General features: G+C 73.6%; 22 protein-coding genes and 1 pseudogene. 16 read left to right on the top strand and 7 right to left on the bottom strand.

The annotated features are described in order from the left end of the window. Nucleotides 1-16: 16 nt before the first annotated feature. Complete coding sequence (ctaF, locus tag HC031_RS16090; RefSeq protein ID WP_167926130.1) at nucleotides 17-436, bottom strand: aa3-type cytochrome oxidase subunit IV; 420 nt, start codon at nucleotides 434-436, stop codon at nucleotides 17-19. Between the two features lie 139 nt (nucleotides 437-575). On the opposite strand from ctaF, the gene HC031_RS16085 reads away from it, so the two are divergent. Together HC031_RS16085 and HC031_RS16080 are read left to right on the top strand one after the other, a co-directional pair. Next, nucleotides 576-1,130: a vitamin K epoxide reductase family protein gene (locus HC031_RS16085; RefSeq protein WP_167926129.1), complete on the top strand. Its 555-nt coding sequence runs from the start codon at nucleotides 576-578 to the stop codon at nucleotides 1,128-1,130. A gap of 40 nt (nucleotides 1,131-1,170) precedes the next feature. Continuing rightward, on the top strand, nucleotides 1,171-1,707 hold the full coding sequence (locus HC031_RS16080) for a MarR family winged helix-turn-helix transcriptional regulator (RefSeq protein WP_167926128.1): 537 nt from the start codon (nucleotides 1,171-1,173) through the stop codon (nucleotides 1,705-1,707). 33 nt (nucleotides 1,708-1,740) lie between these two features. Here HC031_RS16080 and HC031_RS16075 read toward each other — a convergent pair whose 3' ends face one another. The 3 genes from HC031_RS16075 to HC031_RS16065 are packed head-to-tail and all read right to left on the bottom strand — an operon-like array spanning nucleotide 1,741 to nucleotide 7,625. After that, nucleotides 1,741-2,850 (bottom strand): enolase C-terminal domain-like protein, encoded by a 1,110-nt coding sequence (locus HC031_RS16075; protein ID WP_167926127.1) that lies wholly within the window; start codon nucleotides 2,848-2,850, stop codon nucleotides 1,741-1,743. Continuing rightward, nucleotides 2,837-5,854: an FAD-binding and (Fe-S)-binding domain-containing protein gene (locus HC031_RS16070; RefSeq protein WP_167926126.1), complete on the bottom strand. Its 3,018-nt coding sequence runs from the start codon at nucleotides 5,852-5,854 to the stop codon at nucleotides 2,837-2,839. The genes HC031_RS16075 and HC031_RS16070 overlap by 14 nt, the downstream gene beginning before the upstream one ends. Nucleotide 5,855: 1 nt before the next feature. Continuing rightward, nucleotides 5,856-7,625, bottom strand: coding sequence for a thiamine pyrophosphate-dependent enzyme (locus HC031_RS16065; protein ID WP_167926125.1), 1,770 nt, complete (start codon nucleotides 7,623-7,625; stop codon nucleotides 5,856-5,858). Nucleotides 7,626-7,751: 126 nt separating this feature from the next. Between HC031_RS16065 and HC031_RS16060 the strand changes: the two genes are divergently transcribed. The 3 genes from HC031_RS16060 (at nucleotide 7,752) to HC031_RS16050 (ending at nucleotide 11,804) form a co-directional block, all read left to right on the top strand. Further along, entirely contained in the window at nucleotides 7,752-9,752 is a 2,001-nt protein-coding gene (locus tag HC031_RS16060; protein ID WP_240942570.1) for a chloride channel protein, read from the top strand. Between the two features lie 72 nt (nucleotides 9,753-9,824). After that, nucleotides 9,825-10,295 carry an STAS domain-containing protein gene (locus tag HC031_RS16055; RefSeq protein ID WP_338090684.1) on the top strand — a complete coding sequence of 157 codons (471 nt, stop codon included), beginning with the start codon at nucleotides 9,825-9,827 and terminating at the stop codon, nucleotides 10,293-10,295. Nucleotides 10,296-10,409: 114 nt separating this feature from the next. Further along, the gene (locus HC031_RS16050; RefSeq protein WP_167926124.1) at nucleotides 10,410-11,804 is read left to right on the top strand and encodes an alpha,alpha-trehalose-phosphate synthase (UDP-forming); all 1,395 of its coding nucleotides are present in this window, start codon (nucleotides 10,410-10,412) and stop codon (nucleotides 11,802-11,804) included. A 49-nt stretch (nucleotides 11,805-11,853) separates the two neighbouring features. Here HC031_RS16050 and HC031_RS16045 read toward each other — a convergent pair whose 3' ends face one another. The 3 genes from HC031_RS16045 to HC031_RS16035 are packed head-to-tail and all read right to left on the bottom strand — an operon-like array spanning nucleotide 11,854 to nucleotide 14,449. Continuing rightward, a complete protein-coding gene (locus HC031_RS16045) occupies nucleotides 11,854-12,426 on the bottom strand; it encodes a GerMN domain-containing protein (RefSeq protein ID WP_167926123.1) in 573 nt (190 codons plus the stop codon). Beyond that, a complete protein-coding gene (locus tag HC031_RS16040; protein ID WP_167926122.1) occupies nucleotides 12,423-13,778 on the bottom strand; it encodes a sensor histidine kinase in 1,356 nt (451 codons plus the stop codon). The genes HC031_RS16045 and HC031_RS16040 overlap by 4 nt, the downstream gene beginning before the upstream one ends. Further along, on the bottom strand, nucleotides 13,775-14,449 hold the full coding sequence (locus tag HC031_RS16035) for a response regulator transcription factor (RefSeq protein ID WP_167926121.1): 675 nt from the start codon (nucleotides 14,447-14,449) through the stop codon (nucleotides 13,775-13,777). The genes HC031_RS16040 and HC031_RS16035 overlap by 4 nt, the downstream gene beginning before the upstream one ends. 170 nt (nucleotides 14,450-14,619) lie before the next feature. Between HC031_RS16035 and HC031_RS16030 the strand changes: the two genes are divergently transcribed. The 11 genes and pseudogenes from HC031_RS16030 (at nucleotide 14,620) to hpnH (ending at nucleotide 26,909) form a co-directional block, all read left to right on the top strand. Beyond that, on the top strand, nucleotides 14,620-15,024 hold the full coding sequence (locus tag HC031_RS16030; RefSeq protein ID WP_167926120.1) for an STAS domain-containing protein: 405 nt from the start codon (nucleotides 14,620-14,622) through the stop codon (nucleotides 15,022-15,024). 298 nt (nucleotides 15,025-15,322) lie between these two features. Further along, the gene (locus HC031_RS16025; protein WP_167926119.1) at nucleotides 15,323-15,910 is read left to right on the top strand and encodes an STAS domain-containing protein; all 588 of its coding nucleotides are present in this window, start codon (nucleotides 15,323-15,325) and stop codon (nucleotides 15,908-15,910) included. A gap of 96 nt (nucleotides 15,911-16,006) precedes the next feature. Further along, complete coding sequence (locus HC031_RS16020) at nucleotides 16,007-17,854, top strand: serine/threonine-protein kinase (RefSeq protein WP_167926118.1); 1,848 nt, start codon at nucleotides 16,007-16,009, stop codon at nucleotides 17,852-17,854. A 9-nt stretch (nucleotides 17,855-17,863) separates the two neighbouring features. Next, nucleotides 17,864-18,868 (top strand): PfkB family carbohydrate kinase, encoded by a 1,005-nt coding sequence (locus HC031_RS16015; RefSeq protein ID WP_167926117.1) that lies wholly within the window; start codon nucleotides 17,864-17,866, stop codon nucleotides 18,866-18,868. Nucleotides 18,869-19,156: 288 nt separating this feature from the next. Beyond that, nucleotides 19,157-20,026, top strand: a complete 870-nt coding sequence (hpnD, locus tag HC031_RS16010; RefSeq protein WP_167926116.1) for a presqualene diphosphate synthase HpnD — start codon at nucleotides 19,157-19,159, stop codon at nucleotides 20,024-20,026. Next, nucleotides 20,023-21,417: a hydroxysqualene dehydroxylase HpnE gene (gene hpnE / locus HC031_RS16005; protein WP_338090683.1), complete on the top strand. Its 1,395-nt coding sequence runs from the start codon at nucleotides 20,023-20,025 to the stop codon at nucleotides 21,415-21,417. The genes hpnD and hpnE overlap by 4 nt, the downstream gene beginning before the upstream one ends. Next, nucleotides 21,414-22,427 (top strand): polyprenyl synthetase family protein, encoded by a 1,014-nt coding sequence (locus tag HC031_RS16000; protein WP_167926115.1) that lies wholly within the window; start codon nucleotides 21,414-21,416, stop codon nucleotides 22,425-22,427. Before hpnE ends, HC031_RS16000 begins: the two co-directional genes overlap by 4 nt. Then, the gene (gene shc / locus HC031_RS15995) at nucleotides 22,427-24,373 is read left to right on the top strand and encodes a squalene--hopene cyclase (protein WP_167926114.1); all 1,947 of its coding nucleotides are present in this window, start codon (nucleotides 22,427-22,429) and stop codon (nucleotides 24,371-24,373) included. Before HC031_RS16000 ends, shc begins: the two co-directional genes overlap by 1 nt. Then, nucleotides 24,370-24,864 (top strand): annotated as a pseudogene (locus tag HC031_RS34975) (phosphorylase family protein); the annotation flags it as partial. The gene shc and the pseudogene HC031_RS34975, both read left to right, overlap by 4 nt. Nucleotides 24,865-24,954: 90 nt before the next feature. Then, entirely contained in the window at nucleotides 24,955-25,908 is a 954-nt protein-coding gene (locus tag HC031_RS34970; protein WP_240942588.1) for a 4-hydroxy-3-methylbut-2-enyl diphosphate reductase, read from the top strand. Then, complete coding sequence (gene hpnH, locus HC031_RS15985) at nucleotides 25,905-26,909, top strand: adenosyl-hopene transferase HpnH (protein ID WP_167926113.1); 1,005 nt, start codon at nucleotides 25,905-25,907, stop codon at nucleotides 26,907-26,909. The genes HC031_RS34970 and hpnH overlap by 4 nt, the downstream gene beginning before the upstream one ends. Nucleotides 26,910-26,920 lie beyond the last annotated feature (11 nt).

Below are 26,920 nucleotides of genomic sequence, written 5' to 3'. Positions count from 1 at the left end.
CATCGACGCGCCGTGCTCAGTTCGCACGCGGCGCACCGGCGTAGTACTCGAAGACCAGCCCGGCCGCCGCGCCCAGGAGCGCGACCAGCCCGACCACCAGCAGCCACCACTGGCCGTACGCGATGCCGAGGGCTCCCGCGCCGGCCGCGACGCCGATGCCGAACGGCCAGTAGCTGGCGGGCGCGAAGAAGCCCAGCCGGCCCGCGCCCTCGACGACGTCGGCGTCACCGCGGTCCTCCGGACGCAGCGGGATGCGGCGGGACACGAACGCGAAGTACAGCCCGCACATCGCGCACAGCGCGGCCGACAGCCCCAGGGTGGTGGTGCCGCCCGCCTCCACCCGGCCGGAGGTGTACCAGGTCCACCACCCGTACCCGGCGGCGACGACCGCCAGGAACGCGGCGATGACGCCGAAGACCTTCGCCTCGGTACGCACCCTTCCTCCCACCCGGGTCGATCAACGTAGCCACCGGTTAACCCCGCAGCGACGCATTCAAACGTCGACCTGTGGTTTACCCCTCGCACCAGCGGGAAACGCCAATGTCTGGTGGTCCACATGGGAGAGGAGGACGCCGGTGACGGACCTGCGGCTGTGGTGGTGGCGGACCGTCCACGGCCCCTCGGCGTGGACCAGGCGCGCGCCGGTGGTACTGCTCGGGGTGAGCGGCGCGATCGTCTCGACGTATCTGGCCATGTACCAGTACCACCTGATCGATGTCGTCTGGGACCCGCTCTTCGGCGACGGCAGCCGGCAGGTCCTGACCTCCGCGCTGTCGCGGGCGCTGCCGGTGCACGACGCCGCCCTGGGCGCCGCCGCCTACCTCGCCGAGGTCGTCCTGGAGCTGTCCGGAAGCAGCCGCCGCTGGCGTGACGCGCCCTGGCTGGTGCTGCTGCTCGGGGTGGTCGCGGCGGCCATGGCGGCCACGGCGGTCGCGCTGCTGGCCGTCCAGGCGCTGGTGGTGCACGCCTTCTGTACCCTCTGCCTGGTGTCGGCGGTGATCTCGGGCATCGTGCCGTTCCTCGTCGCCGACGAGGTGGTCGCCGCCGCCCGGCAGGTCCGGCGGGGCCGCCGGTTCGGTCTGCCGTTGTGGCGGGCGCTGCGGGGTCGGGTCGGGCCCTCGACGACCTGATCGGCGGGCGCGATCTCGTAGCCGCTGCAATAATTGCGCAATGCAGAGCAGATCGGTGGACAGCGCGGCGGCGCCGGCCGCTTCCGAGGTGGTGGAGGCGCTGCTGACGGCCAGCCGCGCGATCGTCGCCCTCGCGGCGCGTTCCCTGGCCGGGCTCGACGTCGAGGTGACGCTCCCGCAGTTCCGGACGCTGGTCGTGCTGGCCGAGCGGGGTCCGCAGCGGGCCGCCGACGTCGCCTCCGAACTTCGGGTCAACCCGTCCACCGGTACCCGGATGTGCGACCGCCTGGTCCGCAAGGGGCTCATCCGGCGCACCCGTGCCACCGGTGACCGCCGGGTGGTACGCCTGGCCCTGACTCCGGCCGGCCGCGCGCTGGTCGAGGAGGTCACCCGGCGGCGCCGCGAGGACCTGAGCCGGATCGTGGCGGCCATGCCGGCCCAGGGCAACGCCGTACTGGTGCAGGGCCTGCGGTCGTTCGCCCTCGCCGCCGGCGAACTGCCCGAGGACGAGTGGTGGCTGGGCTGGCAGGACCGCGGCGACGACTCCGCCGATCTTGGACACGTGGCGGGCCTGTGACCCCGCTACGTGTCCAAGATCGGCGAGGGGGCGTCAGGCGACGCGGTAGGGCTCGGCGTCGGCCTGCCGGAACGTGAGGCCGTTGCCCGGCACCGACAGGTCCGGCCGCAGCGCGCCCCCGGTCGGCACCGGCGCCCCGTCGAAGAGCATCGACTCTATGCGGACATGGTCGTGGAACCACTCCAGGTGACGCAGGTTCGCCGTCGTCGCGGCCACGTCCAGGTGCAGCAACGGCGCGCAGTGTCCCGAGATCTGCAGGCCGTGGGCCGCCGCGACCGCGGCCACCCGCTGCCACTCGGTGATCCCGCCGCAGCGGGTGGCATCCGCCTGGAGGCAGTCGACCGCGCCGGCAGCAGCCATCCGGCGGAAGTAGGTCAGGTCATAGCCGTACTCCCCCGCCGCGACGTCGGCGTCGACGGCGTCGCGGACCTCCCGCAGCCCGTCGAGATCGTCGCTGGAGACGGGCTCCTCGAACCAGGCCGGGGCGGCGTCGGCCGCGGCGTGGGCGACCCGGATCGCCTGCTTGCGGGTGTACCCGCCGTTGGCGTCCACGTACAGGTCGGCGTCCGGGCCGATGACCTCGCGGGCCTGACGCATCCGGGCGAGGTCCCGGTCGACCTCGCCGCCCCACGACTCACCGATCTTGATCTTGACGCGCGGGATGCCCAGCTCGTGCACCCAGTGCCCGAGCTGTTCGGCCAGCCGGGCCGAGTCGTACGTGGTGAACCCGCCGCTGCCGTAGACCGGGACCGCGTCGTGGACGACGCCGAGCAGCCGGGCCAGCCGTACCCCGAACAGCCGGGCTTTCAGATCCCACAGCGCCGCGTCGACCGCGGAGATGGCCGTCGCGGCCACACCTGGGCGGCCGATGTTGCGCGCCCGGCGGACCATGGCGTCGTAACAGCCCGGGACGTCGAGCGCGCACCGGCCCGTGACCACGTCGGCGAGCACCTCGCCGACCAGCCCGGCGCCGGCCGCGGCGCCGTACGTCCAGCCGGTGCCCGTGTGCCCGTCGGCCTCCGCCCGTACGAGCACCATGGTCGTGGAATCCCAGCGCGCCGTGCCGTCGGCCTCCGGCTGGTCCGTGGGGATCCGGTAGGCCGCCGCGGTGACCGACTTGACGGGCGCGTCAGCACCGCGCATGGCGGACCCCCGGTCGCAGCGCCACGTCCCGCTCCGGGTACGCGCCCGGCGCCACCCCGCGCAGCGCGGCGTTGACCACCTCGGCGAGGTGGACCGCGTGCCGCCCGGTACGGGCGTCGTCGATCTGGGTGCGGCAGGAGAACCCGTCGGCGAGGACCAGGGTGTCCGGGTCCGCGCTGCGCACCGCCGGCAACAGGGCCTGCTCGGCGCAGGCGAGGGAGACCTCCCGGTGGTTCGGGGTGACGCCGAAGTTGCCGGCGAGCCCGCAGCAGCCGGAGTCGAGCACCTCCGCGTCGAGGCCGATGCGCTTCATCAGCTCGGTCTCGGTGTCGAAGCCCAGGACGGCGTGCTGGTGGCAGTGGGTCTGCACGATCGCCTTCGGCCGCGCGTCGCCGCTGCCATCGCCGCCCGCCAGCGTCGGCGCGAAGTCGGGCGCCCGTTCGACGAGCAGCTCGGCGAGGGTCCTCGTCTGCTTGGTCAGCCGCTCGAGGTCGGCGCTGTAGCCGAGGAGGTCGCGCGCGTCGGAGCGGAGCACCGCCGTGCAGCTGGGCTCCAGGCCGACGACCGGCACGCCGTCGCGCAGGTACGGCGCGAGGACCTCGAGGGTACGTCCCAGCACCCGCTTGGCGATGCCGAGCTGCCCGGTGGAGATCCACGTCAGGCCGCAGCAGACCGGGGCGTTGGGCACGACCACGCGGAACCCGGCGGCCTCCAGCACCCCGACGGCCGCCGCCGCGATGCCCGGATCGAACCGGTTGGTGAACGTGTCCGGCCACAGCAGCACCGTCCCCCGTTCGCCGGTACCGCCCGGCCTGCGCCCGGTGAACCACGGCACGAACCGGGCGCGGGCGAAGCGGGGGAAGTCCCGCAGCGGGTCGACGCCGGCCAGGCGCTTGGCCAGCCGGCCCAGCACCGGCGCGTGGGTCACCGCGTCGGCCATCCCGGGCACGTACGAGGCGACGGCAGCCGCGAGCGGCAGCCAGCCGAGCGTGTAGTGGTCACGCGGGCGCAGCCGGCCGGCGTAGTGGTGGGACAGGAACTCTGCCTTGTAGGTGGCCATGTCCACCTCCATCGGGCAGTCCCGCTTGCACCCTTTGCAGGCCAGGCACAGGTCGAGCGCGTCGGCCACCGCCTCGCTGCGCCAGCCGTCGGTGATCGTCTCGCCGCGCAGCATCTCGAACAGCAGCCGCGCCCGGCCGCGCGTGGAGTGCTCCTCGTCGCCGGTCACCTGGTAGCTGGGGCACATCACCGCGTTGTCGGGGTGGTGGCGGCGGCACTCCCCGACCCCGGCGCAGCGCAGCGCGGCCCGCGAGAACGAGCCGTCGTCGGCGGCGTAGCCGAAGTACGTGGCGGGCTCGGCGGGCGCGTAGTTCGCACCGAGCCGCAGCTGGCCGTCGAGCGGGTTGGCGTGGACGACCTTGCCCGGGTTCATCCGGTTGTCCGGGTCGAAGATCGCCTTGAACTCCTCGAACGCGCGCACGATCTCGTCGCCGTACATGATGTCGAGCAGTTCGCCGCGCGCCTGGCCGTCGCCGTGCTCGCCGGACAGCGACCCGTCGTAGGACACGCACAGGTGGGCGGCGCGCTCGACGAAGCGGCGGAAGTCCCGTACACCCTCGGCGGTGACGAGGTCGAACGGGATCGAGGTGTGCAGGCAGCCCTGGCCGAAGTGCCCGTAGAGGCTGGCGGCGCCGTAGCCGAACTCGTTGAGGAGATCGCTGAAGTCGCGCAGATAGTCGCCGAGGCGGTCCGGAGCGACGGCGGAGTCCTCCCAGCCCGGCCAGGTGTCCGGGCCGCCGCCCGGGGTGCGGGCGGTCGCGCCGAGACCGGACTCGCGCACGCCCCAGATCTGGTCGCGCTGCTTGCCGTCGGTGATGACGTGCGCGTCGTCGTGGCCGAGCTTGTCGGCGACCTCCCGGGCCCGCTCGAGCGCCTCGTCCAGGCTGTCACCGCCGAACTCGGCCATCAGCCAGGCGCCCCGCCCTACGAAGTGCTTGAGCGCCTCCGGGTGCATCCCCTCCATCTTCTCGTAGCGGATGAGCTTGGCGTCCATGCCCTCGAGGACGAAGGGGTCGTGCTTGTTGAGCTCGGGCACCTTGTCGGCGGCCGAGGCGATGTCGGGGAAGCCGAGCAGCAGCAGCGCCCGCGCGGCCGGCGCGGGCAGCAGCCGGACCTCCGCGCGCAGCACGGTCACGCACGTCGCCTCGGTCCCGACGAGCGCCCGGGCCACGTTGAAGCCCTTCTCGTCGAGCAGCTCGACCAGGTTGTAGCCGGAGATGCGCCGGGGGATGTCCGGGAAACGGCGGCGGATCTCGTCGGCGTACCGGTCGCGCAGCTCCCGCAGCCGCCGGTAGATGTCGGCGCGCCGTCCCCCGCCGCGCAGGATCCGGGCGTACTCGTCGTCCGAGGTCGGGCCCACCCACATCCGCGTCCCGTCGTACGTGAGAATCTCCAGCCGCTCGATGTTGGCGGCGGTGGTGCCCGACCACTGCGCGGTCGACCCGCACGAGTTGTTACCAATCATGCCGCCGATCGTGCAGTGGCTGTGGGTGGCCGGCTTCGGCCCGAACACCAGCCGGCCGTGCGGGCGGGTGACCCGGTTCAGCTCGTCGAGGACCAGCCCCGGCTGCACGATCGCCGTCCGGGCCTCCTCGTCGATCGACTCCACCTCGTTGACGTGCTTGGAGAAGTCCATGACGACGGCGACGTTGCAGCACTCCCCCGCGAGGCTGGTGCCGCCGCCGCGGGAGAGCACCGGGGCGCCGTACTCCCGGCAGGTCTCCACACAGGCGACCACGTCGTCGAGGGTGCGCGGCACGACCACGCCGATGGGCACCTGGCGGTAGTTCGACGCGTCGGTGGCGTACAGCGCCCGGGTCCCGTCGTCGAAGCGCACCCCGCCACGGATCCGCTTGCGCAGGTCGGCGGCGAGGCCGGCGGCGTCGACGAGGGACCCCTGGCCCACGCGTCGGGCGGTCGGAACGGGCAGCGCGACGACTCCCATCTCAGGACTCCTTCAGCTGCGCGATCTTGTCTTTGAAGAGGGTGGTGGCGATCGACGCCTTGTGCGGCTGGCCGCGCAGGAACGCCTCGGCGAAGTGCTTGGCCTGCTCGTACTTCACCTTGCCCGGCATCGGCGGCTCGTTCGGGTCCACCGCCACGTCGACCAGCGCCGGTCCGGGGCGGGCGAACGCCTCCCGCAGCGCCGTCTCCAGGTCGCCGGCCTTGGTCACGTGCACGCCGAAACCGCCACAGCCGCGCGCCCACGCGGCGTAGTCCGGATGCGGGTTGCCGAAGCGCACCCCGTGCTCGGGGTAGCCGAGCACCATCTGCTCCCACAGGATCTGGCCCAGCGAGTTGTTGTTGTTGATCACCACCTTGATCGGCAGGTGGTACCGGGCCGCGGTGTGGAACTCGGCCATCAGCATCGCGAACCCGCCGTCACCGGGGTAGGCGATGACCTGACGGTCGGGGTACGCGTGCTGGACGGCGATCGCGTACGGCAGCGCCGGCGCCATCGTCGCGAGGTTGCCCGACAGGTAGAACTCCCGGCCGCCACGGATGTGCCAGTGCCGGGCCGCCCAGGTGGCGATGGTGCCGGAGTCGCAGGTGAGGATCGCGTCGTCGGTGGCGAGCCGGTCCAGCAGCGAGGCGAGGTACTGCGGGGCGATCGGATCGCGCTCCGGGTTCTCCAGCGCGGCCATCTTCTCCCGCCAGTCGCGCATCTTCGCCTGGTAGCGCTCCAGCAACGGGCGTTCGGCGCGCGGCGTGACGAGCGGTAACAGGGCTTCGAGGGTGGCGCCGACGTCACCGATGAGCGGCACCTCGGTGGGCAGGCGCAGCCCGGCGCGGGTCGGCTCGATCTCCACCTGGACGACCTTGACCTTGCCCGGCTCGGGCAGGTGCTTGGTGTACGGGAAGTTCGTACCCAGCATGACCAGCGTGTCGATCTCCTCGACCAGCTCCTCGCTGGGCCCGGTGCCGAGCAGGCCGATCCCGCCGGTGGTGTACGGCGAGTCGTCACCGACGACCATCTTGCCGGACAGCGTCTTGATGATCGGGGCGTCGAGGGCCACGGCGAGCTGCTCGACCAGCCGGCCCGCGCCGCGCGCGCCGATCCCGGCCAGGATCGCGGTACGGCCGCCGGCGTTGAGCACGTCCGCGGCGACCCGAACGTCGGAGTCGCGGGGGCGTACCGGCGGCGGCAGGTAGACCGGCGCGGTCGCCGGCGGCTTGGCCGGCGCGACGAGCTGGTAGGGCTGCTCGCCGGCCTCGGCGACCTGGATGTCGTTGGGCACCGTCAGGTGCGCCACGCCGCGGCGGGCGTACGCGGTGCGGATGGCGATGTCGACCAGCGCCGGGAGCTGGGCGGGGTTGACGACCATCTGGTCGTAGACCGATACGTCCTCGTAGAGCCGGTCGAGGTGGACCTCCTGCTGGTAGCCGGTGCCGAGGACGCTCGTCTCCTGCATGCCGGTGATCGCGAGCACCGGCGCGTGGTCGAGCTTCGCGTCGTACAGGCCGTTGGCCAGATGGATGCCGCCCGGGCCGCTGGTGGCCAGGCACACCCCGATCCGGCCGGTGGCCTTGGCGTACGCGGTCGCCATGAACGCGGCCGCCTCCTCGTGGTGGACCAGGACGAACTTCACCCGGTCGGCGTTGCGGCGCAGGCCCTCCATGATGCCGTTGATGCCGTCACCGGGGATCCCGAAGACCGTGTCCACGCCCCAGTCGGCGAGCCGGCTGATCAACACTTCCGATGCGATGGCAGACATGCGCCCCGGGTTACCCCGTCGGCGAGCTTCAAACGTTGATTTGCAGATGGCAACTGTTTCCGGTAGCGCAATCAATGGTGATCGCGCCTTTCCCGCCGCCAGCCAGTCATAGGCATTATGCAATGATTGTCCGGTGCAGTACGGCTGCCCGCCGGCGCGGGCGCACGCCTGTACATCGACGGACAGCGCACCGAAGGAGTGGTCGAGATCAACAGGGCGAAGCGGCAACCGTCGTCCACCGCCGGCACCGGCAGCCGTACCGCCACCCGACCACACCCCCCGATGACCCGCTGGCGCGCGCTCGGCGCCCGCCGGACGCACCCGCCGCGACCGCGACGCGACCCCGCAACGGCGCCGTCGACCCCGTCCGCGATCCGGCCGACCGGCCTGGCCACGCGCTGGTGGGACCAGGTACGCGGCACTTCGGCCGGGATGCTCGTCCTCGCCGTGGCTGTGGGTGCCGGCGCCGGCCTGGGCGCGGTCGCCTTCCGGTGGCTGGTGGTCTCCGCCACCCGGCTGTTCTCCGGCCACGCCGACTACGCCGCCGCCCCCGGCACCGCCAACCCGCACCTGCCCGGCCTCGGCCGCTGGTTCGTCGTCGCCGCGCCGGTCGTGGCCGGCCTGCTGTACGGGCCGCTGATCCACTTGTTCGCGCGGGAGGCCCGCGGCCACGGGGTGCCCGAGGTGATGTACGCGGTGGCCGAGCGCGGCGGCCGCATCCGGCCCCGGGTCGCCGCGGTCAAGTCGCTGGCCAGCGCCATCTGCATCGGCGGCGGCGGCTCAGTCGGCCGGGAAGGGCCGATCGTGCAGGTCGGCTCCGCGCTCGGCTCCACCCTCGGCCAACTGGTCCGGCTGCCGGAGGAGCGGCTGCGACTGCTGGTGGCCTGCGGGGCGGCTGGCGCGATCTCCGCCACCTTCAACACGCCGATCGCCGGGGTCTTCTTCGCCCTCGAACTCATCCTGGCCAACTTCGCGGTCGAGTCGTTCGGCGCGGTCGTGCTGTCGTCGGTCACCGCGAGCGTGATCGGCCGCGCGCTGCTCGGCGACCACCCGTTCCTGGTCCTGCCGCCGTTCCGCGTCGCCTCCCCCGGCGAGTACGGCCTCTACGCCCTGCTGGGCCTGCTCGCGGCCGGCGTCGGCGTCGGGTTCAGCCGCGTCCTGTACGTCATCGAAGACGTCTGCGACCGGGTGTGGCGCGGCCCGGAGTGGCTGCGCCCCGCCGTCGGCGGCGTGCTGCTCGGCGGTCTGCTGCTCGCCGTCCCGGAGATGTACGGAGTCGGCTACCCCGTGCTCGGCCGGGCGGTGGCCGGCCGGTACGCGCTGTGGTTCCTACTCGTGCTGCTGGTCGCCAAGATGCTCGCCACCAGCCTCACCATGGGCATCGGCGGCTCCGGCGGGGTGTTCGGCCCGTCCCTGTTCATCGGCGCCATGACCGGAGCCGCCTTCGGCACGGCCGTCCACCACCTGCTGCCCCACGCCACCGCCCCGGCCGGCGCGTACGCGCTCGTCGGGATGGGCGCCGTCTTCGCCGGCTCGGCCCGGGCCCCCATCACCGCCGTCGTGACGATGTTCGAGCTGACCGGTGAGTACACGATCATCCTGCCGCTGATGGTCGCCATCGCCCTCGCGGCCGGCGCGTCCCGGCTGATCTCCCGCGACACCATCTACACCCGCAAGCTGCTGCGCCGCGGCATCGACATCGAACGCCCGCGCGCGGCCGCCCGCCTCGACGAGCTGACGGTCGCGGCGGCCGCCGTCGCACTGCCGGAGCCCCTCGCACCCGACGCGGACCTGCAACAACTCGCCCAGCGGTTCGCCGCCACGGAGTACGCCGCCCTGCCCGTCGTCGATGGCGCCGGCCAGCTGCGCGGCGTGGTCCGGGCGGTCGACGTCGAAGCGGCCCTGCGCGGCGCGGCCCCCATATCCGCCGCCGACCTGGCCCGCACGGTGCCGATCCTGCACTCCGGTCAGGGGCTGGAAGAGGCGCTCGGCGAGCTGGTCCGCCACGGCGGCGCCGGCCTGCCGGTGCAGCGCGGCGACGGCGACCTGGTCGACGGCTGGCTGACCCACCGCGACGTGCTGCGGACCGCCGCCGGCAGCGCCGACGCGACCGCGTCCCGCGGATGAGCCGGACCGACCACCGGGAGGCCGGTGACGATCTGTCACTGATTCGTCATATTTTCGAGGGTCCGCTGCCACATGCCTGATCGAGATTGGTGTTCGGCCAGAGGCGCAGAGCCGGAAGGGGGACCGATGGGCATAACGATGCGGGGGCCGACAACGCGATCCGGTGACGGACCGACGGTCGAAGTCACCGTGAACGGTGAGCTGGACGCGGTGGCGGTACGGGGTCTGGCCGTGTCGCTGGACTGCGTGGTCGAACAGCGGGCGCACCACCTGGTGATCGACCTCACCGACTGCACCTTCGCGGACGCCTCCGCGGTCTGGTTGCTCGTCGACACGCATCGTCGAATCACGCGTACGGGTGGTCTGCTCACCCTTCGGTGCCCATCGCCGCAGGTGCGCCGGATCCTGGAGAACGCCGAGCTGGCAGGCGCCCTGCACCGTACGCCTGCGGTCGCGCCCCAACCGGCCCTGGTCGCGCCCCAACCGGCCCTGGTCGCGCCCACCGCCGCCGAACGCGTTGCTGCGGTGGCCGTGCCCGAATAGGCCGGAGAACAGCGCGACGACACGACCGTTACCGGAGGTGGCATGCCCGATCGGCAGGTGTGTACGGAGCAGACCGCGCGGCCCGACCGCCGCCACGAGCGGGGGTGAGTGCGGATGGGCGAACAGTACGACCTGGTCGTGGTGGCCAACCGGCTGCCGGTGGACCGGGTGACCGATGCCGACGGCAGCTGTGGATGGCGGCCCAGTCCCGGGGGTCTGGTGACGGCGCTGCAGCCGGTCGTCGCCGAGCGGCGCGGCGCCTGGATCGGCTGGCCCGGTGACGTCGGCAGCGCACCCGACCCGCTCACGGTGGACGGGATGCGCCTGCACCCCGTACCGCTCGACGCCGACGAGGTCGCCGGCTACTACGAGGGCCAGTCCAACGCCACGATCTGGCCGCTGTACCACGACGCGGTCGAGCAGTCGGTGTTCCGCCGGGACTGGCGGGCGGCGTACCGGGAGGTCAACGAACGCTTCGCCCGCGCCGCCGCCGATCTCGCGGCGCCCGGCGCGGTCGTTTGGGTCCACGACTACCAGTTGCAACTCGTACCGGGGATGCTCCGCGCGCTTCGACCGGACCTGCGCATCGGCTTCTTCCTGCACATCCCGTTCCCGCCGATCGAGCTGTTCATGCGGATGCCGCTGCGCACCGAGATCATGCAGGGGCTGCTCGGCGCCGACCTGGTCGGCTTCCAGCGCCCCGGCGGCGCCCGCAACTTCCTGCGGCTGGCCCGCCGGCTCCTCGGGCTGCAGCCGGCCGGAAACCGCGTCGGGTACGACGGCCGGACCGTCACGGTCGGAGCGTTCCCCATCTCCATTGGAGTGGCCGAGTTCGAGGCGCTCGCCGATGACCCGACGGTGCAGACCCGGGCCAAGGAGATCCGCGCGGAGCTGGGCGATCCCGACACCGTCCTGCTCGGCGTGGACCGGCTCGACTACACCAAAGGCATCGAGCACCGGCTCCTCGCCCTCGGCGAGCTGCTGGAAGGCGGCCAGCTGAGCAGCCCCGGATCGGTGCTGGTCCAGGTCGCCACCCCCACCCGCGAACGCATCGCGCACTACCGGGACCTACGTGACCGCGTCAACGGCATCGTCGGGCGCATCAACGGCGACCACGGCCGGGTCGGCCAGCCGGCCGTGCACTACCTCTACCAGTCCCTTCCCCGGCGCGAACTCGTCGCGCTCTACCTGGCCGCCGACGTCATGGTGGTGACACCGCTGCGCGACGGCATGAACCTCGTCGCCAAGGAGTACGTAGCCACCCGGCTGGCCGACGACGGCGCACTCGTGCTCAGCGAATTCGCCGGCGCGGCCGACGAACTGCCCCAGGCGTACCTGGTCAACCCCTACGACGTCGACGCGCTCAAGGAGACGATCGTCCACGCGGTGCACGCCGGCCCCGCCGAGCGCGCCCGCAGGATGCGCGCCATGCGCCGCCACCTTCGCGCGCACGACGTCGACCGCTGGGCCGACACGTTCCTCACCGCCCTCGGGGCGGCGCACCGCTGACCCGGCCCGCACCCGCTCCGGTCCGACCCGACCGGGACCGGGACCGGGGTCACCCGCCCGCGATCAGGCTCACGTAGTCGGACACGGCGAGCGGACCCTGGGTCAGCGAGCCGTCCGCACGGGGGATGCCGATACGGTGCCCGTCCCGGGTGAACGCGACCCCGTTGACGTCCGGGCGGCTGGCAAGCGTGCACACGACCTGGGCGAACGCCAGGACTTCGTCGTTGCGGCCGGCGCCCTGCAGCGCGGGGCCGATCTCGACGACCGCCGCGCCGCTGGCGAGGTGAATCCCGGAGATGACGTTCGCGCCGGCGAGCGCGCTGGTCATGCCGGCGTCACGTTCGCTGTCGGTGGGTCCGGCGAGCAGGTCGCGCACCTGGGCGTCGACGGACGGCTGGACACGTACCTGACGCGAGACGGCGACCAGCTTGTCGCCCTTGACCAGGTACAGCTTCTCCGACACGGCGCCCGGCGCGGCGGCCGGCGCGCTCGACACCACCGCCTGATACGGGCCGGGCGGAGGCGAGATCTCACGCGCGGACCGCTCCGCCGGAACGCCGCAGCCGGCCAGCGCCGCGGCGGCGAGCGTCGCGACCAGCACGGTGCGTGCCAGGCGGCTCACGACGCACGCTCCGGAAGCTCGACGCGGAACCGGGCGCCTCCGCCAGGCCGGTCAGTGACCAGGACGTGGCCACCGTGCGCGGTGACGTGCTCGGCGACGAGCGCCAGCCCGAGGCCGGTCCCGTCGCTGTCGCCGCGCGCGTTGGCCGGGCGCCCACGGAAGAACCGGTAAAAGATCGCTTCCCGGTCCTCCGCGCTGACGCCAGGGCCCTCATCGTCGACCTCGAGGTAGCGCACGCCGGCGGCGTGGCCGACCCGGACGGCGACCGCGCCGCCGCCGTGCCGGTCGGCGTTGTCGATCAGGTTGGCCAGCACCTGCTCGAACCGCCGCCGGTCCACCCGCCACGTCGGGTCGGCCGCGCCGTCAACGCGGACGACGTCAGCCGGCAGGCCGCGCGATCGGCACACCTGGCGGGCGAGATCGGCGAGGTCGACCGCCGTGCGCTCGGGCGGCTGGTCACCTCGGGCGAGTTCGAGCAGATCGGTGACCAGCGCCTGGAACCGGGCCACCTCGTCGGTGACCAGCGCCACCGCGGTGGCGCTGCGCATATCGAGCTGGGCCCGCCGCTTGGCGAGCACGCTGGCCGCGGCGGCCAGCGTCTGCAGCGGCGAGCGCAGCTCGTGGCTGACGTCGGCGGCGAACCTGCGGTCCCGCTCGAGGCGCCGGGACAGTTGGTCGACCATCCCGTTGAACGATGACGCCAGTCGCGCCAGCTCCGGTTCGGTGGCAGGGTCGAGCCGGGCGGTCAGGTCGCCGCCCGCGATCTCCTGCGCCGCGGTGGCCACCGAGGTCAGCGGCCGCAGCACGTACCGGGTGACGTACCAGCCCGCGCCCGCTCCGGCGACGGCGGTGGCCCCGCCCACCAGGGCCAGCACCAGCGCCAGCGTCCGGAACGTCTTCTCCAGCTCCTGCAGGGAGTGCACCTCGTAGAACACCGTGGAACCGCCCAGCGGCACCGCCACGGCCAGGGCGGAGTGCCCGTCGACGCGTACCCGCTGCACGCCCGGGCGACCCTGCTCGGCCAGCTGGCGCAGGCTCTCCGGCACCGCCGAGGTCACGCCCGCGTCGGCGTTGCGGGCGTACCACGTTCCGTCCCGGCGCAGGACCGGGCGCCGGATCGCCCCGGTGTCGAGGGACCGCAGGACGTCGACGATGTCGGGGCGTTCGCTGGCCAAGCCCGACTGCACGACGGTGGCGTCGAAGTAGGTGACGCGGATCGCGGTGCGTTCCCGCTCGGCCAGCAGCGAACGGCGGGTCAGCTCGTACGACAGCAGCGCGACCGAGGTCGACAGCAGCAGCGCGCTGGCGGCGAACCCCGCCATGAGCCGGGTACGAAGGCTGGGTCGTCTCATCGCTGCAACTTGTAGCCCAGGCCACGCACCGTGACCAGGTGCCGCGGTGCGGCCGGATTGTCCTCGATCTTCTGCCGCAGCCGACCCACGTGCACGTCGACGAGGCGCTCGTCGCCGATGCTGTACTCCCACACCCGCTCGAGCAACTGCTGGCGAGACAGCACCCGACCGGCGTGGTCGGCCAGCTCGCACAGCAGCCGGAACTCGGTCCGCGTCACCGCTACCGGCTCCCCGTGCCTCAGCACCTCACCTGCCTCCGGCCGGATCTCCAACTCCCCGAAGACGAGCGCGGACACGGGCGAGGCAGCCGTGCGGGTCCGCCGGCGCACCGCCCGCATCCGGGCCGACAGCTCCTTGACCTCGACCGGCTTGACCACGTAATCGTCGGCGCCGGCCTCGAGCGCCGCGACGATATCGTGCGTGTCACTGCGGGCGCTGATCGCGATGATCGGGACGTCGCCGTCCCGGCGCAGCTCCCGGATGCACTCGAAGCCGTCGATGCCGGGCAGCATGAGGTCCACCAGGACCGTGTCCGCCGGTTCCCGGCGCTGCGCGATCAGCCCCTCCTCCGCGGTCGGCGCTTCGCGTACCGCGTACCCCTCGTCCTCGAGCGCGAGCGCCAGGGACAGTCGAATCCGGTCGTCATCTTCGATCACAAGAACGGCCGCCATGGCGCCATCATCGCGGCCCCGTCTTCCGGGCCTCATCCCGGGGCACATCCGAGTGACCGTCACGGCGGGCCTGTCATGAATTCGTCATGATTTCGCGGATCCGCCGCTATACGGCTGGTCGACATTGGGAGCCGGATCGGAGCGAGCGAAGGGGGAGGTGCGCGAAGCACATGTCGCCAGGTGATCCGACGGTGGAGTCCGCGGAGTCGGCAACCATCGAGCTGACCGTCAACGGGCCGCTCGAGGCGTCGGCGGTGCGTGCGTTCGCCGCGGTCGTCGACCGCGCGATCGCGCGGCGGCCCCGTCGCCTGGTCATCGACCTCACCGACTGCCCGTTCATCGATGCCGCCGCGATCGACGTGCTGCTCGACGCGCACCGCCGAACCTGGCCGTCGGGGGGTCTACTCGCCCTGCGCAACCCTTCACCGCGCGTGCGCCGAATCCTGGAGATCGCCCGCCTGGACCACGTTCTGCAGCTCACAACCACGCTGCCGAGCGAACCCGGCCTCGACCGACCGGAGCAGCCGGCCGCGGTGGCGACAAGACCGGCTCCGGGCGATCACGTAGCCCCGTGAGCGTCCAGCAGCCGACGCGGTCCACCGCTCTCCATGGCTATCAACAGCAGCAGGCAGGTACGCGTCACGCCGTCCGCCGGACATGCCCGCCCGACCAGGGTGCCGGGCCGCGTCCGGTCATCGACGGCGAGACGTCCGGCCGGTCCGCCCGGCGCTGCCCGTACCTCGTTGGACAGGAGAATCACCGCCCCATGCGCCCCGCCGACCGACGCGCCCGCGCCCTCGTCGAGCTCGTACCGCCGAACGCCGTACGCCAGTCGCCGGCCGGCGGCGTCGCGGGCCCCGCGCAGGCGGCGTCATGACCGCGTTGCCGACTCGCGACCGCGAAGGCATCGACCTCGTCTGCGACAGCTGCGGCCACCGGCTTCCCGCGATCAGCAGCAGGTTGCGTCATTGGGACGTGGTGTGGACGCTGGTGAGCAGGCACGGGTGGACCGGTTCGCCCCTGGCGATCGGGCCCCATCGCTGCCCGCAGTGCACCGCGGTCGAGTCGTCGACGCCCGACGACGCAGCGGCGACGGCACAGGTCCCACCGCTTCCCTGGTCTGCGTCGGTGAAAGCGCTGGGCGACGCGGCCATCGTCGAACTGAGTGGCGACCTCGATCTCCTGACCGCCGCCCGGTTACGCGCGGTGGTGACACAAACCTGCGCGGGCCATCGGCACGTGGTGATCGACCTGGCGAACGTACGGTTGATCGACTCGACCGCGCTCGGAATTCTCGTGCGCGCCCACCAGACGGCCAGGTCGAAAGGCGGGCATCTCTGCCTGGCCGCCCCGTCGCAGTTCATCATCGCGGTCCTGCAGACCATGCGGCTGCAGCCGGTCTTTCCGATCTTCGCCGGGAGCGAACAGGCGATGGACTGGATCGCCGCGGGTTGTCCGTAGCGTCGCCGCCACCGCCGGTACATCACAAGCGAGCGCCAGGTGGTCAGCCACGGTCCGAGTCAGGTCATGGAAATCGTCGCATCGGGGGTGACAGGTTTGCCGACTCTGGACGGCCGCTACCGGCTGGACGAGCGGATCGGCACCGGCGGGATGGCCGAGGTGTGGCGAGGCTACGACCAGGTCCTCGAGCGGGCCGTCGCGGTGAAGATGCTGGCCGCCGACCTGGCCGCCGACCCCCGGGCCTGCGCCCGGGCGCGGGCGGAGGCGCTCGCGGCCGCCCGGCTGACCCACCCGCATGTGGCCGCCGTCTACGACTTCGGCCAGTCGCGCCGCGGGCTCCGTAACGGCAACCCGTACATCGTGATGGAGTTCGTCGACGGCGAGACCCTGCAGGAGCGTCTGCGCCGGGACGGCGCGCTGCGCTGGAGCACCGCCGCGACCGTCTGCGCACAGGTCGCCGAGGGCCTGGCGGCGGCGCATGAGCGGGGCATGGTGCACCGCGACGTCAAGCCGGGCAACGTCATGCTGACCGCGACCGGGGTCAGGGTGGTCGACTTCGGCATCGCGGCGGCGATCGGCCAGGCGCAGACCGACACCGGTGGCATCATGCTGGGCACGCCGCTCTACATGGCGCCCGAACAGCTACGCGGCGACCCGGTCGTCCCGGCCAGCGACGTCTACGCCCTCGGCCTGCTGCTGTACGAGTGCCTCACCGGGCACCCGCCGTGGCCGGAAGGCTCGCCGACCGACATCGCCCTGGCCCGCCTCGACCGCCTGATACCGGCTCCGCTGCCGCCGATCGACGGGCTGCCGGATGCGATCACCGAGCTGTGCCGCCGCTGCCTCGACGACGCACCCGACGATCGCCCGACCGCCCGCCACGTCGCGAAGGTGCTCGGCGGGACGATCAGCACCGAACCGGAGCCGGAATGTCCGGCCCCGGTCGGCGGCATCACCCCGCGGCGAGCCGCGCCGGCCGGTCCGTCCGCCACCGGCCGCCTCCGTGCGGTCACCGAAGCCGGTCGGCTTGACGTCCGAGCCCTCGCGGGTCCTGGCAGGCGCGTGGCGGGTTCTCCGGAGGAGCCGCGCCAGCCATGGCGGGCGTCGCGACCGCCGGGAATCCGGATGTCGGCCGCCGCGGCGACGGCCGTCACCGCGGCGCTCGCGGCAGTGGTCGCGGTACATTTTTCGACCGGCTGGTCACTGGGTGCTGTCGTCGGCAGCGGTGCCAGCGCCCGTGGCGACGGCACCTCCGGCTGCGCTACCCGGTACGCCGCACGCGAGCACGGCGACGGATCCTTCACCGCCGTGCTGACCGTGACCAACACCGGCGACGACGCGTTGGAGGGATGGTCTCTGACCTTCGCCCTGCCGGCCGGGCAACGGTTGACCACTGCGGCGGGCGTCCGCTGGACTCATGCCGGCACCGCGGTGACGCTGCAGGGCGACAGGACCCTTGCGGCCGGAGCGGCGGCGAGGGTCTCCCTGGCCGGCACCTACGTCGACGGCGGCCACGCGCCCACCGGGTTCGCCCTGGCGGGGGTCGGTTGCCAGCAGGAGAGTCTTCTCGTGCGTACCGTCGGAGCGGCCGACGCAGCCCCACAAAAGGCGACCGGCGGACCGGCCGGCAGCGGCGTACCCGGGCCCGCCCCGTCGGCCACGCTCACGCTCCCGGCCAGCTCGCGCCCGGCCAGCCCGCGCCCGGCCAGCTCGCTCCCAGCCAGCTCGCGCCCGGCACCGGGCGTCGAACCGTCGGCCAGCGCCGGGCCGGAACCGTCCTCCCCTACCCCGTCCGGATCGCAGCCGTCGCCGAGCACCCAGGCACCGCCCAGCACACAGGCACCGCCCAGCAGCCAACCGGCGGTGACCCCGTCATGGGGCCAGCAGCGAGGCCAGGACCACGACGGCGGGCAGCGTACGCGTACCGGGACCGGCGGCGGGTAACAGCCGACCATGGCAGCCGCTGCTCGCGACGACGGTACCGTGCTCGCCGTCGGCAGCATCAACGCCGACTTCGAGATGCGGGTGCCGCAGCCGCCCCGGCCGGGCCGTACCCACCTCGGCACCGACCTGCTGCGTACCTCCGGTGGCAAGGCGGCCAACGTCGCGGTGCTCGCCGCGCGGCTGGGGGTCCACGCCCGACTGTTCGGCTGCGTCGGCGACGACGACCTGGCCGGGCAGGCGCTGGCCGGCCCGCGCGCCGCCAGCGTCGACGTCACCGGCGTCCAGGTCGCCGCCGGCCCGACCGCGCTGTCGACGATCGTGGTCCCGCCGGACGGCGACAAGATCATCGTGCTCGTACCCGGGGCGAACGACGCGCCCGCCGAACCGGGCGCCGCGCGGCTGGTGGCCGCGGTACGGGAGACCGGCGCCCCCCGGGTGCTCGTCGCCGACCTCGAGGTCGCGGCCGGGTGGATCCGGCCGGCGCTGGCCGCCGCCCGGCAGGCGGGGGTGCCGACCGTCCTCGACCCCTCCCCGGCCGACCGGCTGACCGACGACCTGCTGCCGCTGGTCGACCACGTCACCCCCAACGCCGACGAGGCCGGCCAGCTCACCGGCGTGGCCGTGCGATCCGCCGACGACGCGGCCGTCGCGGCCGCCCGGCTACGCGAGCGCGGGGTCGGCGCGGCGTACGTGCGGATGTCCCACGGGGGCTGCGTGGTGGCCGATGCGACCGGCACCCGCGTCGTGACCGCTCCCGACGACATCCCGGTCGTCGACGCCACGGGCGCCGGCGACGCCTTCACCGGCGCGCTCGGCGTCGCGGTGCTGCACGGCCTGCCGCCACCGGCCGCCGCGATGATCGCCGTCGCGGCCTCGTCCTGCGCCGTCGGCGGCTACGGCTCGCAGGAGTCCTACCCCACCCGCGCCGCGCTGGCCGCCATGGCCCGACGGGTCCGGCGGGCGTCGGCGCGCGAGCGCGAACCGGTGACGCGGGAGCACCGCCCATCCATCTGATCGGCATCCGTCGCTGTTACGAACGCGGGATCGTGGGTAGCGCGCGCACCATGTCGGCAAGGACGGCCGGACCCAGCGCCGTCACGTCGTGGACCGACGCTGCGCCACCACGTCACGTCCCGCGCTGAACGCTCGTACGAGAAGAGTGATGTCCCGGACTCTCACCGCGCCTTCCCGCAGGCGCGCACCCACCGAGGTGCGCGCCTCAGTGGACGTTCCCGGGGTGCCGCACGTACCGCGCGCCGCGCCCCGACCCCACCGGCTGGCCGCTACCGTAAGGAGCGCGGATTGAATCCGGTCACCATCGTGGACGCCGCGTACCAGCGGTGCGAGGAGATCACCCGCCGGGAGGCGCGCAACTTCTCCTACGGCATCCGGCTGCTGCCACCCACCAAACGGCGGGCGTTGTCGGCGGTCTACGCGACGGCCCGGCGCATCGACGACATCGGCGACGGTGACCTGCCCACCGACGACAAGCTGGACCGGCTGGGGCGGACCCGCGAGGCCCTGCACCGGCTGGGCGACGGCGCCGGCGACGATCCCGTACTGCTGGCGCTCGCGGACGCCGCCCACCGGCTGCCGATCCCGCTGTCCGCGTTCGACGAACTGATCGACGGCTGCGCCGCCGACGTGCGCGGCACCGCGTACGCCACCTTCGACGACCTGCTCTGGTACTGCCGGTGCGTCGCCGGGTCGATCGGTCGCCTGTCCCTGGGCGTCTTCGGCACCGACGACCCGGTACGGGCGGCCGGGCTGGCCGACTCGCTCGGTATCGCGCTCCAGCTCACCAACATCCTGCGCGACCTGCGGGAGGATCGCGGCAACGGCCGGCTGTACCTGCCCAAAGAGGACCTCGACCGGTTCGGCTGCTCGCTGGAGCTCGACGAGCACGGGTTCGCCGACCCGCCGGAGGCGTTCACCGCCCTCGTACGCTTCGAAGCCGACCGCGCCGAGCGCTGGTACGACACGGGCCTGCGGCTGCTGCCGATGCTGGACGCCCGAAGCGCCGCGTGCACCGCCGCGATGGCCGGCATCTACCACCGGCTGCTGGCCCGCATCGCCCGCGACCCGATGGCGGTCACCCGGGCCCGGCTGTCCCTACCGACGCGCGAGAAGGCGTGGGTCGCCGCCCGCGCGCTCGTACGGCGGTCGGCGTGACGGGCGCGCCCCTTCCATCCACGATGGACGTATGCGTCGTCGGCGGTGGCCTCGCCGGCATCGCCGCCGCGGTCCGGCTCGCCGACGCCGGAGCGCGGGTCACGCTCCTGGAGCGCCGCCGTGAGCTGGGCGGGGCCACGTACTCGTTCCGCCACGGCGACCTGGTCGTCGACACCGGGCAGCACGTGTTCCTGCGCTGCTACGCCCGCTACCGCGCGCTGCTCGACCGCCTGGGCACCGGCGAGCTGACCCGGATCCAGCCGCGCTTCGCCGTCCCGGTGCTGTCCCCCGGCCAGCGGCCACACCTGCTGTCCCGCGCGCGCGGCCTGCCCGCGCCGGCCCACCTGCTCCCCGCGCTGGTCGGCTACCGCTTCCTCAGCCGACGGGAGCGGCTCGCCGCGGTCGCGGCGGCCGGCGCGCTGCGCGCGGTGGACCCCGACGACCCGCGCACCGACCGCCGCAGCTTCGGCAGCTGGCTCGCCGAGCACGGCCAGGGGCCCGGCGCGGTACGCCGCCTGTGGGACCTGATCACGATCGCGGCGCTGAACACGCCCGCGGACGACGCCTCCCTGGCCCTCGCGGCCCGGGTGTTCCGCACCGGGCTGCTCGACGCCGCCGACTCGGGCGACATCGGCCGGCCGTCGGTCGCGCTGTCGCAGCTGCACGGCGACCCCGCCCACCGGCTGCTGGCGCGGCTGGGCGTACGGGTCGTCACCGGCAGCAGGGTCGACGCGGTCCGGCCGGACGGCGCCGGCTTCCGGATCAGCACGGCGCGGAGCGCGACCACCGACGCCGGCCGCGCCGACCTGTCCGCCGACGCCGTCGTCCTCGCGGTGCCCCACGAGGCCGCCGCCCACCTGGTACCCGCCGAGGCGGCCGCCGGTCACGGCGAGTGGCACCGGCTCGGCAGGTCCCCGATCGTCAACGTGCACCTGCGGTACGGCGCGCCGGTGACCCGGCTGGCGTTCGCCGCGGCCGTCAACTCGCCCGTGCAGTGGGTCTTCGACCGTACGCCCGAGGGCGTCCGTGGCGACCAGTACCTGGTGATCTCGGTGTCGGCTGCCGACGACGTCATCGGCGTACCGACCGGGCAGCTCATCGCCGCGTACACCGAGGCCGTCGCCGGGCTGTTCCCGGCGGCCCGGCGGGCGTCGCTGCGGGAAGCCTTCGTCACGCGCGAACCCCGCGCGACCTTCCGCCAGTCGCCGGGCTGCCGGACGTTTCGGCCGGCCGCGCGGACGCGGCTCCCCGGCCTGGCGCTGGCCGGCGCATGGACCGACACCGGATGGCCGGACACGATGGAAGGAGCGGTACGCAGCGGCGAACACGCCGCTGACGTCGTGCTGGCCCACCTCGCGTCCCCGACCCGAGACCTGGAGGCCACACCATGACGACGGCGCCCGTTGCCTGCTTCGACCAGGTCACCACCCTGGTCGAGCCACGGATCAAGAAGCTGCTCGACCGCCTTGACCCCCACAACCGGCTCGTCGCCGCCTACCACCTGGGTTACTGCGACGCCGACGGCGCGCCGGCCACCGCCGTCGGCAAGGGACTGCGGCCGGCGCTCGCCCTGCTGTCGGCCCGGGCCGCCGGCGAGCCGCCCGGGCCCGGCGTACCGGCCGCCGTCGCCGTGGAGCTGGCGCACAACTTCTCGTTGCTGCACGACGACGTGATGGACCACGACGGGGTACGCCGCCACCGCCCCACCGCCTGGGCGGTCTTCGGGCCCGCCGCCGCGATCCTGGCCGGTGACGCCCTGCTCAGCCTCGCCCACGAGTCGCTCGCCGAAGCGGACCAGCCGGGCGCCGTCCGGGCGGTCGCGCGGCTCGGCGCGGACGTGCGCCGGCTCGTCGCCGGGCAGGCCGCCGACCTGGACTTCGAACGCCGCGACGACGTCGGACTGGACGAGTGCCTCGCGATGTCGGCCGACAAGACCGGCGCGCTGCTGTCGTGCGCGTGCGCGCTCGGGGCTCTGCTGTGCGGCGCGCCGCCCGCGCTGACCGCCGGGCTGTCCCGCTTCGGCAGCCACCTCGGCGTCGCGTTCCAGCTCGTCGACGACCTGCTGGGGATCTGGGGCGACCCGGGGCGCACCGGCAAGCCGATCCTTTCCGACCTGCGGGCGCGCAAGAAGTCGGTGCCGATCGTGCACGCGCTCACCTCCGGCACGGCGGCCGGCGACGCGTTCCGGATGCTGTACGCCCCGATCCGGCAGCTGCGGGAGTCGGACCTGGAGCTGGCCGCCCGGCTGCTGGACGAGGCCGGCTCGCGGGACTGGACCGGCAAGGAGGCCGACCGCCAGCTCGGCCGGGCCCTTGACGAGCTGTCCGGCCTGGACCTGCCCGCCGCCGTACGGTCCGAACTTGTCGATCTGTCGTACTTCGTGACAGGACGTGATCACTGATGACGGAGCTCCTCCCACGGATCCCCGGCACCGACGACGGGTACGACCGGGTCCGCTCCTGCCTGGACCGCGCCACGGCGCACCTGCTCGAACGCCAGGACCCGGCCGGCTGGTGGAAGGGCGAGCTGGCCACCAACGTCACGATGGATGCCGAGGACCTGCTGCTGCGCCAGTTCCTCGGCATCCGCGACCCCCGCCGCACCGAGCGGACCGCCCGCTGGATCCGTTCCCAGCAGCGCGACGACGGCACCTGGGCGACCTTCCACGGTGGACCCGGCGACCTGTCGACCACCATCGAGGCGTACGTCGCCCTGCGGCTGGCCGGCGACCCGGCCGACGCCCCGCACATGGCCGCCGCCGCCCGCTTCGTCCGGGCCGGCGGTGGCGTCGAGCGCAGCCGGGTCTTCACCCGCATCTGGCTGGCCATGTTCGGCGAGTGGCGGTGGACCGAGCTGCCCGCCATCCCGCCGGAGCTCGTCCTGCTGCCCCACTGGATGCCGTTCAACGTCTACGACTTCGCCTGCTGGGCCCGGCAGACGATCGTGCCGCTGTCGATCGTACGGGCGCTGCGACCGGTCCGGCCGCTCGGCGTCGACCTGCCCGAACTGCACACCGGGCTGCGCCCGCCGGCCGCCCCGCCGCTCACCAGCCGAGCCGGCTGGCTGCACCGCCTCGACCTGACCGCCCGCGGCTACGAGCGGATCGCCGTCGCGCCCGTCCGCCGGCACGCGCTGCGGCGCGCCGCCGAGTGGATCGTGGCGCGCCAGGAGGCCGACGGCTCCTGGGGCGGGATCCAGCCGCCGTGGGTGTACTCGCTGATCGCCCTGAACCTGCTGGAGTACCCGCTCGACCACCCGGTGCTGCGGGCCGGGCTGGCCGGGCTGGAGCGCTTCACCGTCGCGGAGGAGACCCGCGACGGTCCGGTCCGCCGGCTGGAGGCCTGCCAGTCGCCGGTGTGGGACACCGCGCTCGCGGTGACCGCGCTCGCCGACGCGGGGCTGCCGGCCGACCATCCCGCGCTCGTACGGGCCGGGCGCTGGTTGCTCGGTCAGGAGATCACGACGCGCGGCGACTGGGCGGTCCGCCGCCCCCACGTCCCGGCCAGCGGCTGGGCGTTCGAGTTCGACAACGACGGCTACCCCGACACCGACGACACCGCCGAGGTGATCCTCGCGCTGCGGCGTACCGGCTGCGACAGCGACCCGGCGCTGCGGCGGGCCACCCGGTGGCTGGTCGGCATGCAGTCGCGCGACGGCGGGTGGGGCGCCTTCGACGCCGACAACACCCGCGCGGTCGTGGCCGACCTCCCGTTCTGCGACTTCGGGGAGGTCATCGACCCGCCCAGCGCCGACGTCACCGCGCACATCGTGGAGTCGCTGTGCGCCCAGGGGCTGGCCGACGCGGGCGTCACCCGGCGCGGCGTGGCCTGGCTGCTGCGCGCGCAGGAGCCCGACGGGTCGTGGTTCGGCCGCTGGGGCGCCAACCACGTGTACGGCACCGGCTGCGTCGTGCCGGCGCTCGTCGCGGCGGGGCTGCCACCGGAGCACGCGGTGATCGAGCGGGCGGTCACGTGGCTGCTGCGCCACCAGAACGACGACGGCGGCTGGGGCGAGGACCTGCGCTCCTACGTCGACTCCTCCTGGCGCGGTCGCGGCGCGTCGACAGCCTCGCAGACCGCCTGGGCGCTGCTGGCGCTGCACGCGGCCGGCCGGTACCGCTCGGCGGCGGCGCGCCGGGCACTGGACTGGCTGGTCGCCACGCAGCGCCCCGACGGCGGCTGGGACGAGCCGTACCACACCGGCACCGGGTTCCCCGGCGACTTCTACATCAACTACCACCTCTACCGGATCGTCTTCCCGATCAGCGCGCTGGGCCGGATCCTGCGCGACGCCGGCGACGCACCCGCACCCGTGTCCCCGGCAGCCGCCGGAAACGAGCCGGCATGAGGCGGCCACCGGACCGTGGCGGCCCGGCCGCGGGGCTGCTGCTGTGCGCGCCGATGCGCGCGGAGGCGACCGGGCTGCGCCGCGGCCTGCCCGCCGCCGCCGGTACGGTCTGGCACGTCGGTGTGGGCCGGCAGCGGGCCGAACGGGCGGCCCGCTCCCCCACCGTGGCGGCCGCCGACGCGCTGGCCGTGGCGGGCATCGGCGGTGGCCTGGACCCCGCCTTGCGGCCCGGCGACATCGTCGTCGCGACCGAGCTGCGCGCAGACCCTAATACCGACGGCGGCCCGGCGGCGCTCGCACCGCCGACCCTGCTCGTGGCGGCGCTGCGCCGCCGGGGGCTGACCGTACGCACCGGGGCCGTGGTGAGCACCGGCCGGCTGGTCACCGGCGCCGGACGCGAACGTCTCGCCGGCACCGGCGCGCTCGTCGCCGACCTGGAGTCGGCATGGCTGCTGGCCGACCGGGGGCAGCGGCCCGCCGCGTGCGTACGCGTCGTCGCCGACACCGGACCGCTGTTGCGGCCCGGCACGCTCGGCCAGGTACGGGTGGCGCTGCGGGCGCTGCCCCTGGTGGCCGGCGCCCTGGCGGAGTGGGCCGCGGCCACGACGGTACGCCGGGTGCTGCTGGCCTCGCCCCGATCCTTCTGCGCCGGGGTGGAGCGCGCGATCGCCATCGTCGAACGGGCGCTCGAACTGCACGGGCCACCCGTGTACGTCCGCAAACAGATCGTGCACAACACGCACGTGGTCGCGGAGCTGACCGCGCGCGGGGCGGTGTTCGTCGACGACGTCGACGAGGTACCCGAGGGCGCCGTCACGGTCTTCTCCGCGCACGGCGTCGCGCCCGCCGTACGGGCTGCCGCCACCACCCGCCGACTGTCCACCATAGACGCCACCTGCCCACTGGTGGCGAAGGTGCACAGCGAGGCCCGCCGGGGCGCGCAGCACGGCGCCAACATCCTGCTGATCGGGCACGCCGGCCATGAGGAGACCGACGGCACCCTCGGCGAGGCGCCCGACCGGATCCGGCTCGTCGAGAGCGTCGACGACGCCCGCCGGGTCGAGGTCGACGACCCGCGGCGGGTGTCGTACCTGGTCCAGACGACGCTCGCCGTCGACGACGTCTCCGAGATCGTCGCGGTGCTGCGCGCGCGGTTCCCCGACCTGGCCGCGCCGCCCTCCGACGACATCTGCTACGCCACCACCAACCGGCAGCGCGCGCTGCACGAGGTCGCCGCCGACGCCGACGTCGTGCTCGTGGTCGGCTCGGCGAACTCGTCGAACTCCCGCCGGCTGGTCGAGGTCGCCGAACGGGCCGGCGCCGCGGCGTACCTGGTCGACGACGCGGCCGGGGTCGACCTGCGATGGCTGGCCGGCGCGCGCACGGTGGGGGTGACGGCCGGCGCCTCGGCACCACCCGCCCTCGTCGACGAGGTCGTCGGGGCGTTACGCGGGCTCGGACCCCAGGCGGTGCACGAGCGCTCGGACACCGTCGAAGACGTCCGGTTCACCCTTCCCAAGGAGGTGCGGCTATGAGCATTCCGCTGCGACAGCGCGTGCGGATCGGCCAGTACCTGCTCAGCCAGAAGCTGCGCCGACGCGAAAAATTTCCCCTGCTGGTGGAGCTGGAGCCGCTGTTCGCCTGCAACCTCGCCTGTGCCGGTTGCGGCAAGATCGAGCACCCGGCCGACGTACTCAAGCGCCGCATGCCGGTCGACCAGGCGCTCGCGGCGATCGACGAGTGCGGCGCGCCGATGGTGTCGATCGCCGGCGGGGAACCGCTCATGCACCCGCAGATCGACACCCTCGTCACGGAGCTGGTGCGGCGCCGGAAGTACGTGTTTCTCTGCACCAACGCGCTCCTGCTGCCGAAGAAGATCGACAAGTTCCGGCCGTCGCCGTACTTCGCGTTCACCGTCCACATCGATGGGCTGCGCGAGCGCCACGACGCCTCGGTGTGCAAGGAGGGCGTGTTCGACGCCGCGGTGGCGGCCGTGCGCGAGGCGCAGCGGCGCGGCTTCCGCGTCACGACCAACACCACCTTCTACAACACCGACACCCCGAAGACGGTCATCGAGGTCCTCGACTACCTCAACGACGAGCTCGGCGTCGACGAGATGATGATCTCGCCGGCGTACGCGTACGAGAAGGCGCCCGACCAGGAGCACTTCCTCGGAGTGGCCGAGACCAGGGAACTGTTCCGCAAAGCCTTCGACGCCGGGCGCCGCCGGCGCTGGCGGCTGAGCCACTCGCCGCTGTTCCTGGACTTCCTGGAGGGCAAGGTGGACTTCCCGTGTACGGCGTGGGCCATCCCGTCGTACTCGCTGTTCGGCTGGCAGCGGCCCTGCTACCTGATGGCCGACGGATACGCCCGCACCTACCGGGAACTGGTGGAGACCACCGACTGGCAGCGGTACGGCCGGGGCCGCGACCCGCGCTGCGCCAACTGCATGGCGCACTGCGGGTACGAGCCCACGGCCGTCCTGGCCACGATGTCGTCGCTGCGGCAGTCGCTGCGGGCGGTGCGCGGCGGGTGAGCCGGCGACAC

It is taken from the genome of Planosporangium thailandense, assembly GCF_011947195.1.
GTDB lineage: Bacteria > Actinomycetota > Actinomycetes > Mycobacteriales > Micromonosporaceae > Planosporangium > Planosporangium thailandense.
This window is presented reverse-complemented; position numbering and strand designations above follow the sequence as displayed.

Excerpts from the sequence above, each read along its gene's own strand:
- HC031_RS16080 (WP_167926128.1), top strand. The coding sequence starts at position 1,171 with ATGCAGAGCAGATCGGTGGACAGCGCGGCGGCGCCGGCCGCTTCCGAG.
- HC031_RS16075 (WP_167926127.1), bottom strand. The coding sequence starts at position 2,850 with ATGCGCGGTGCTGACGCGCCCGTCAAGTCGGTCACCGCGGCGGCCTAC.
- HC031_RS16070 (WP_167926126.1), bottom strand. The coding sequence starts at position 5,854 with ATGGGAGTCGTCGCGCTGCCCGTTCCGACCGCCCGACGCGTGGGCCAG.
- HC031_RS16065 (WP_167926125.1), bottom strand. The coding sequence starts at position 7,625 with ATGTCTGCCATCGCATCGGAAGTGTTGATCAGCCGGCTCGCCGACTGG.
- HC031_RS16055 (WP_338090684.1), top strand. The coding sequence starts at position 9,825 with ATGCCTGATCGAGATTGGTGTTCGGCCAGAGGCGCAGAGCCGGAAGGG.
- HC031_RS16050 (WP_167926124.1), top strand. The coding sequence starts at position 10,410 with ATGGGCGAACAGTACGACCTGGTCGTGGTGGCCAACCGGCTGCCGGTG.
- HC031_RS16040 (WP_167926122.1), bottom strand. The coding sequence starts at position 13,778 with ATGAGACGACCCAGCCTTCGTACCCGGCTCATGGCGGGGTTCGCCGCC.
- HC031_RS16035 (WP_167926121.1), bottom strand. The coding sequence starts at position 14,449 with ATGGCGGCCGTTCTTGTGATCGAAGATGACGACCGGATTCGACTGTCC.
- HC031_RS16030 (WP_167926120.1), top strand. The coding sequence starts at position 14,620 with ATGTCGCCAGGTGATCCGACGGTGGAGTCCGCGGAGTCGGCAACCATC.
- HC031_RS16025 (WP_167926119.1), top strand. The coding sequence starts at position 15,323 with ATGACCGCGTTGCCGACTCGCGACCGCGAAGGCATCGACCTCGTCTGC.
- HC031_RS16015 (WP_167926117.1), top strand. The coding sequence starts at position 17,864 with ATGGCAGCCGCTGCTCGCGACGACGGTACCGTGCTCGCCGTCGGCAGC.
- HC031_RS16000 (WP_167926115.1), top strand. The coding sequence starts at position 21,414 with ATGACGACGGCGCCCGTTGCCTGCTTCGACCAGGTCACCACCCTGGTC.
- shc (WP_167926114.1), top strand. The coding sequence starts at position 22,427 with ATGACGGAGCTCCTCCCACGGATCCCCGGCACCGACGACGGGTACGAC.
- hpnH (WP_167926113.1), top strand. The coding sequence starts at position 25,905 with ATGAGCATTCCGCTGCGACAGCGCGTGCGGATCGGCCAGTACCTGCTC.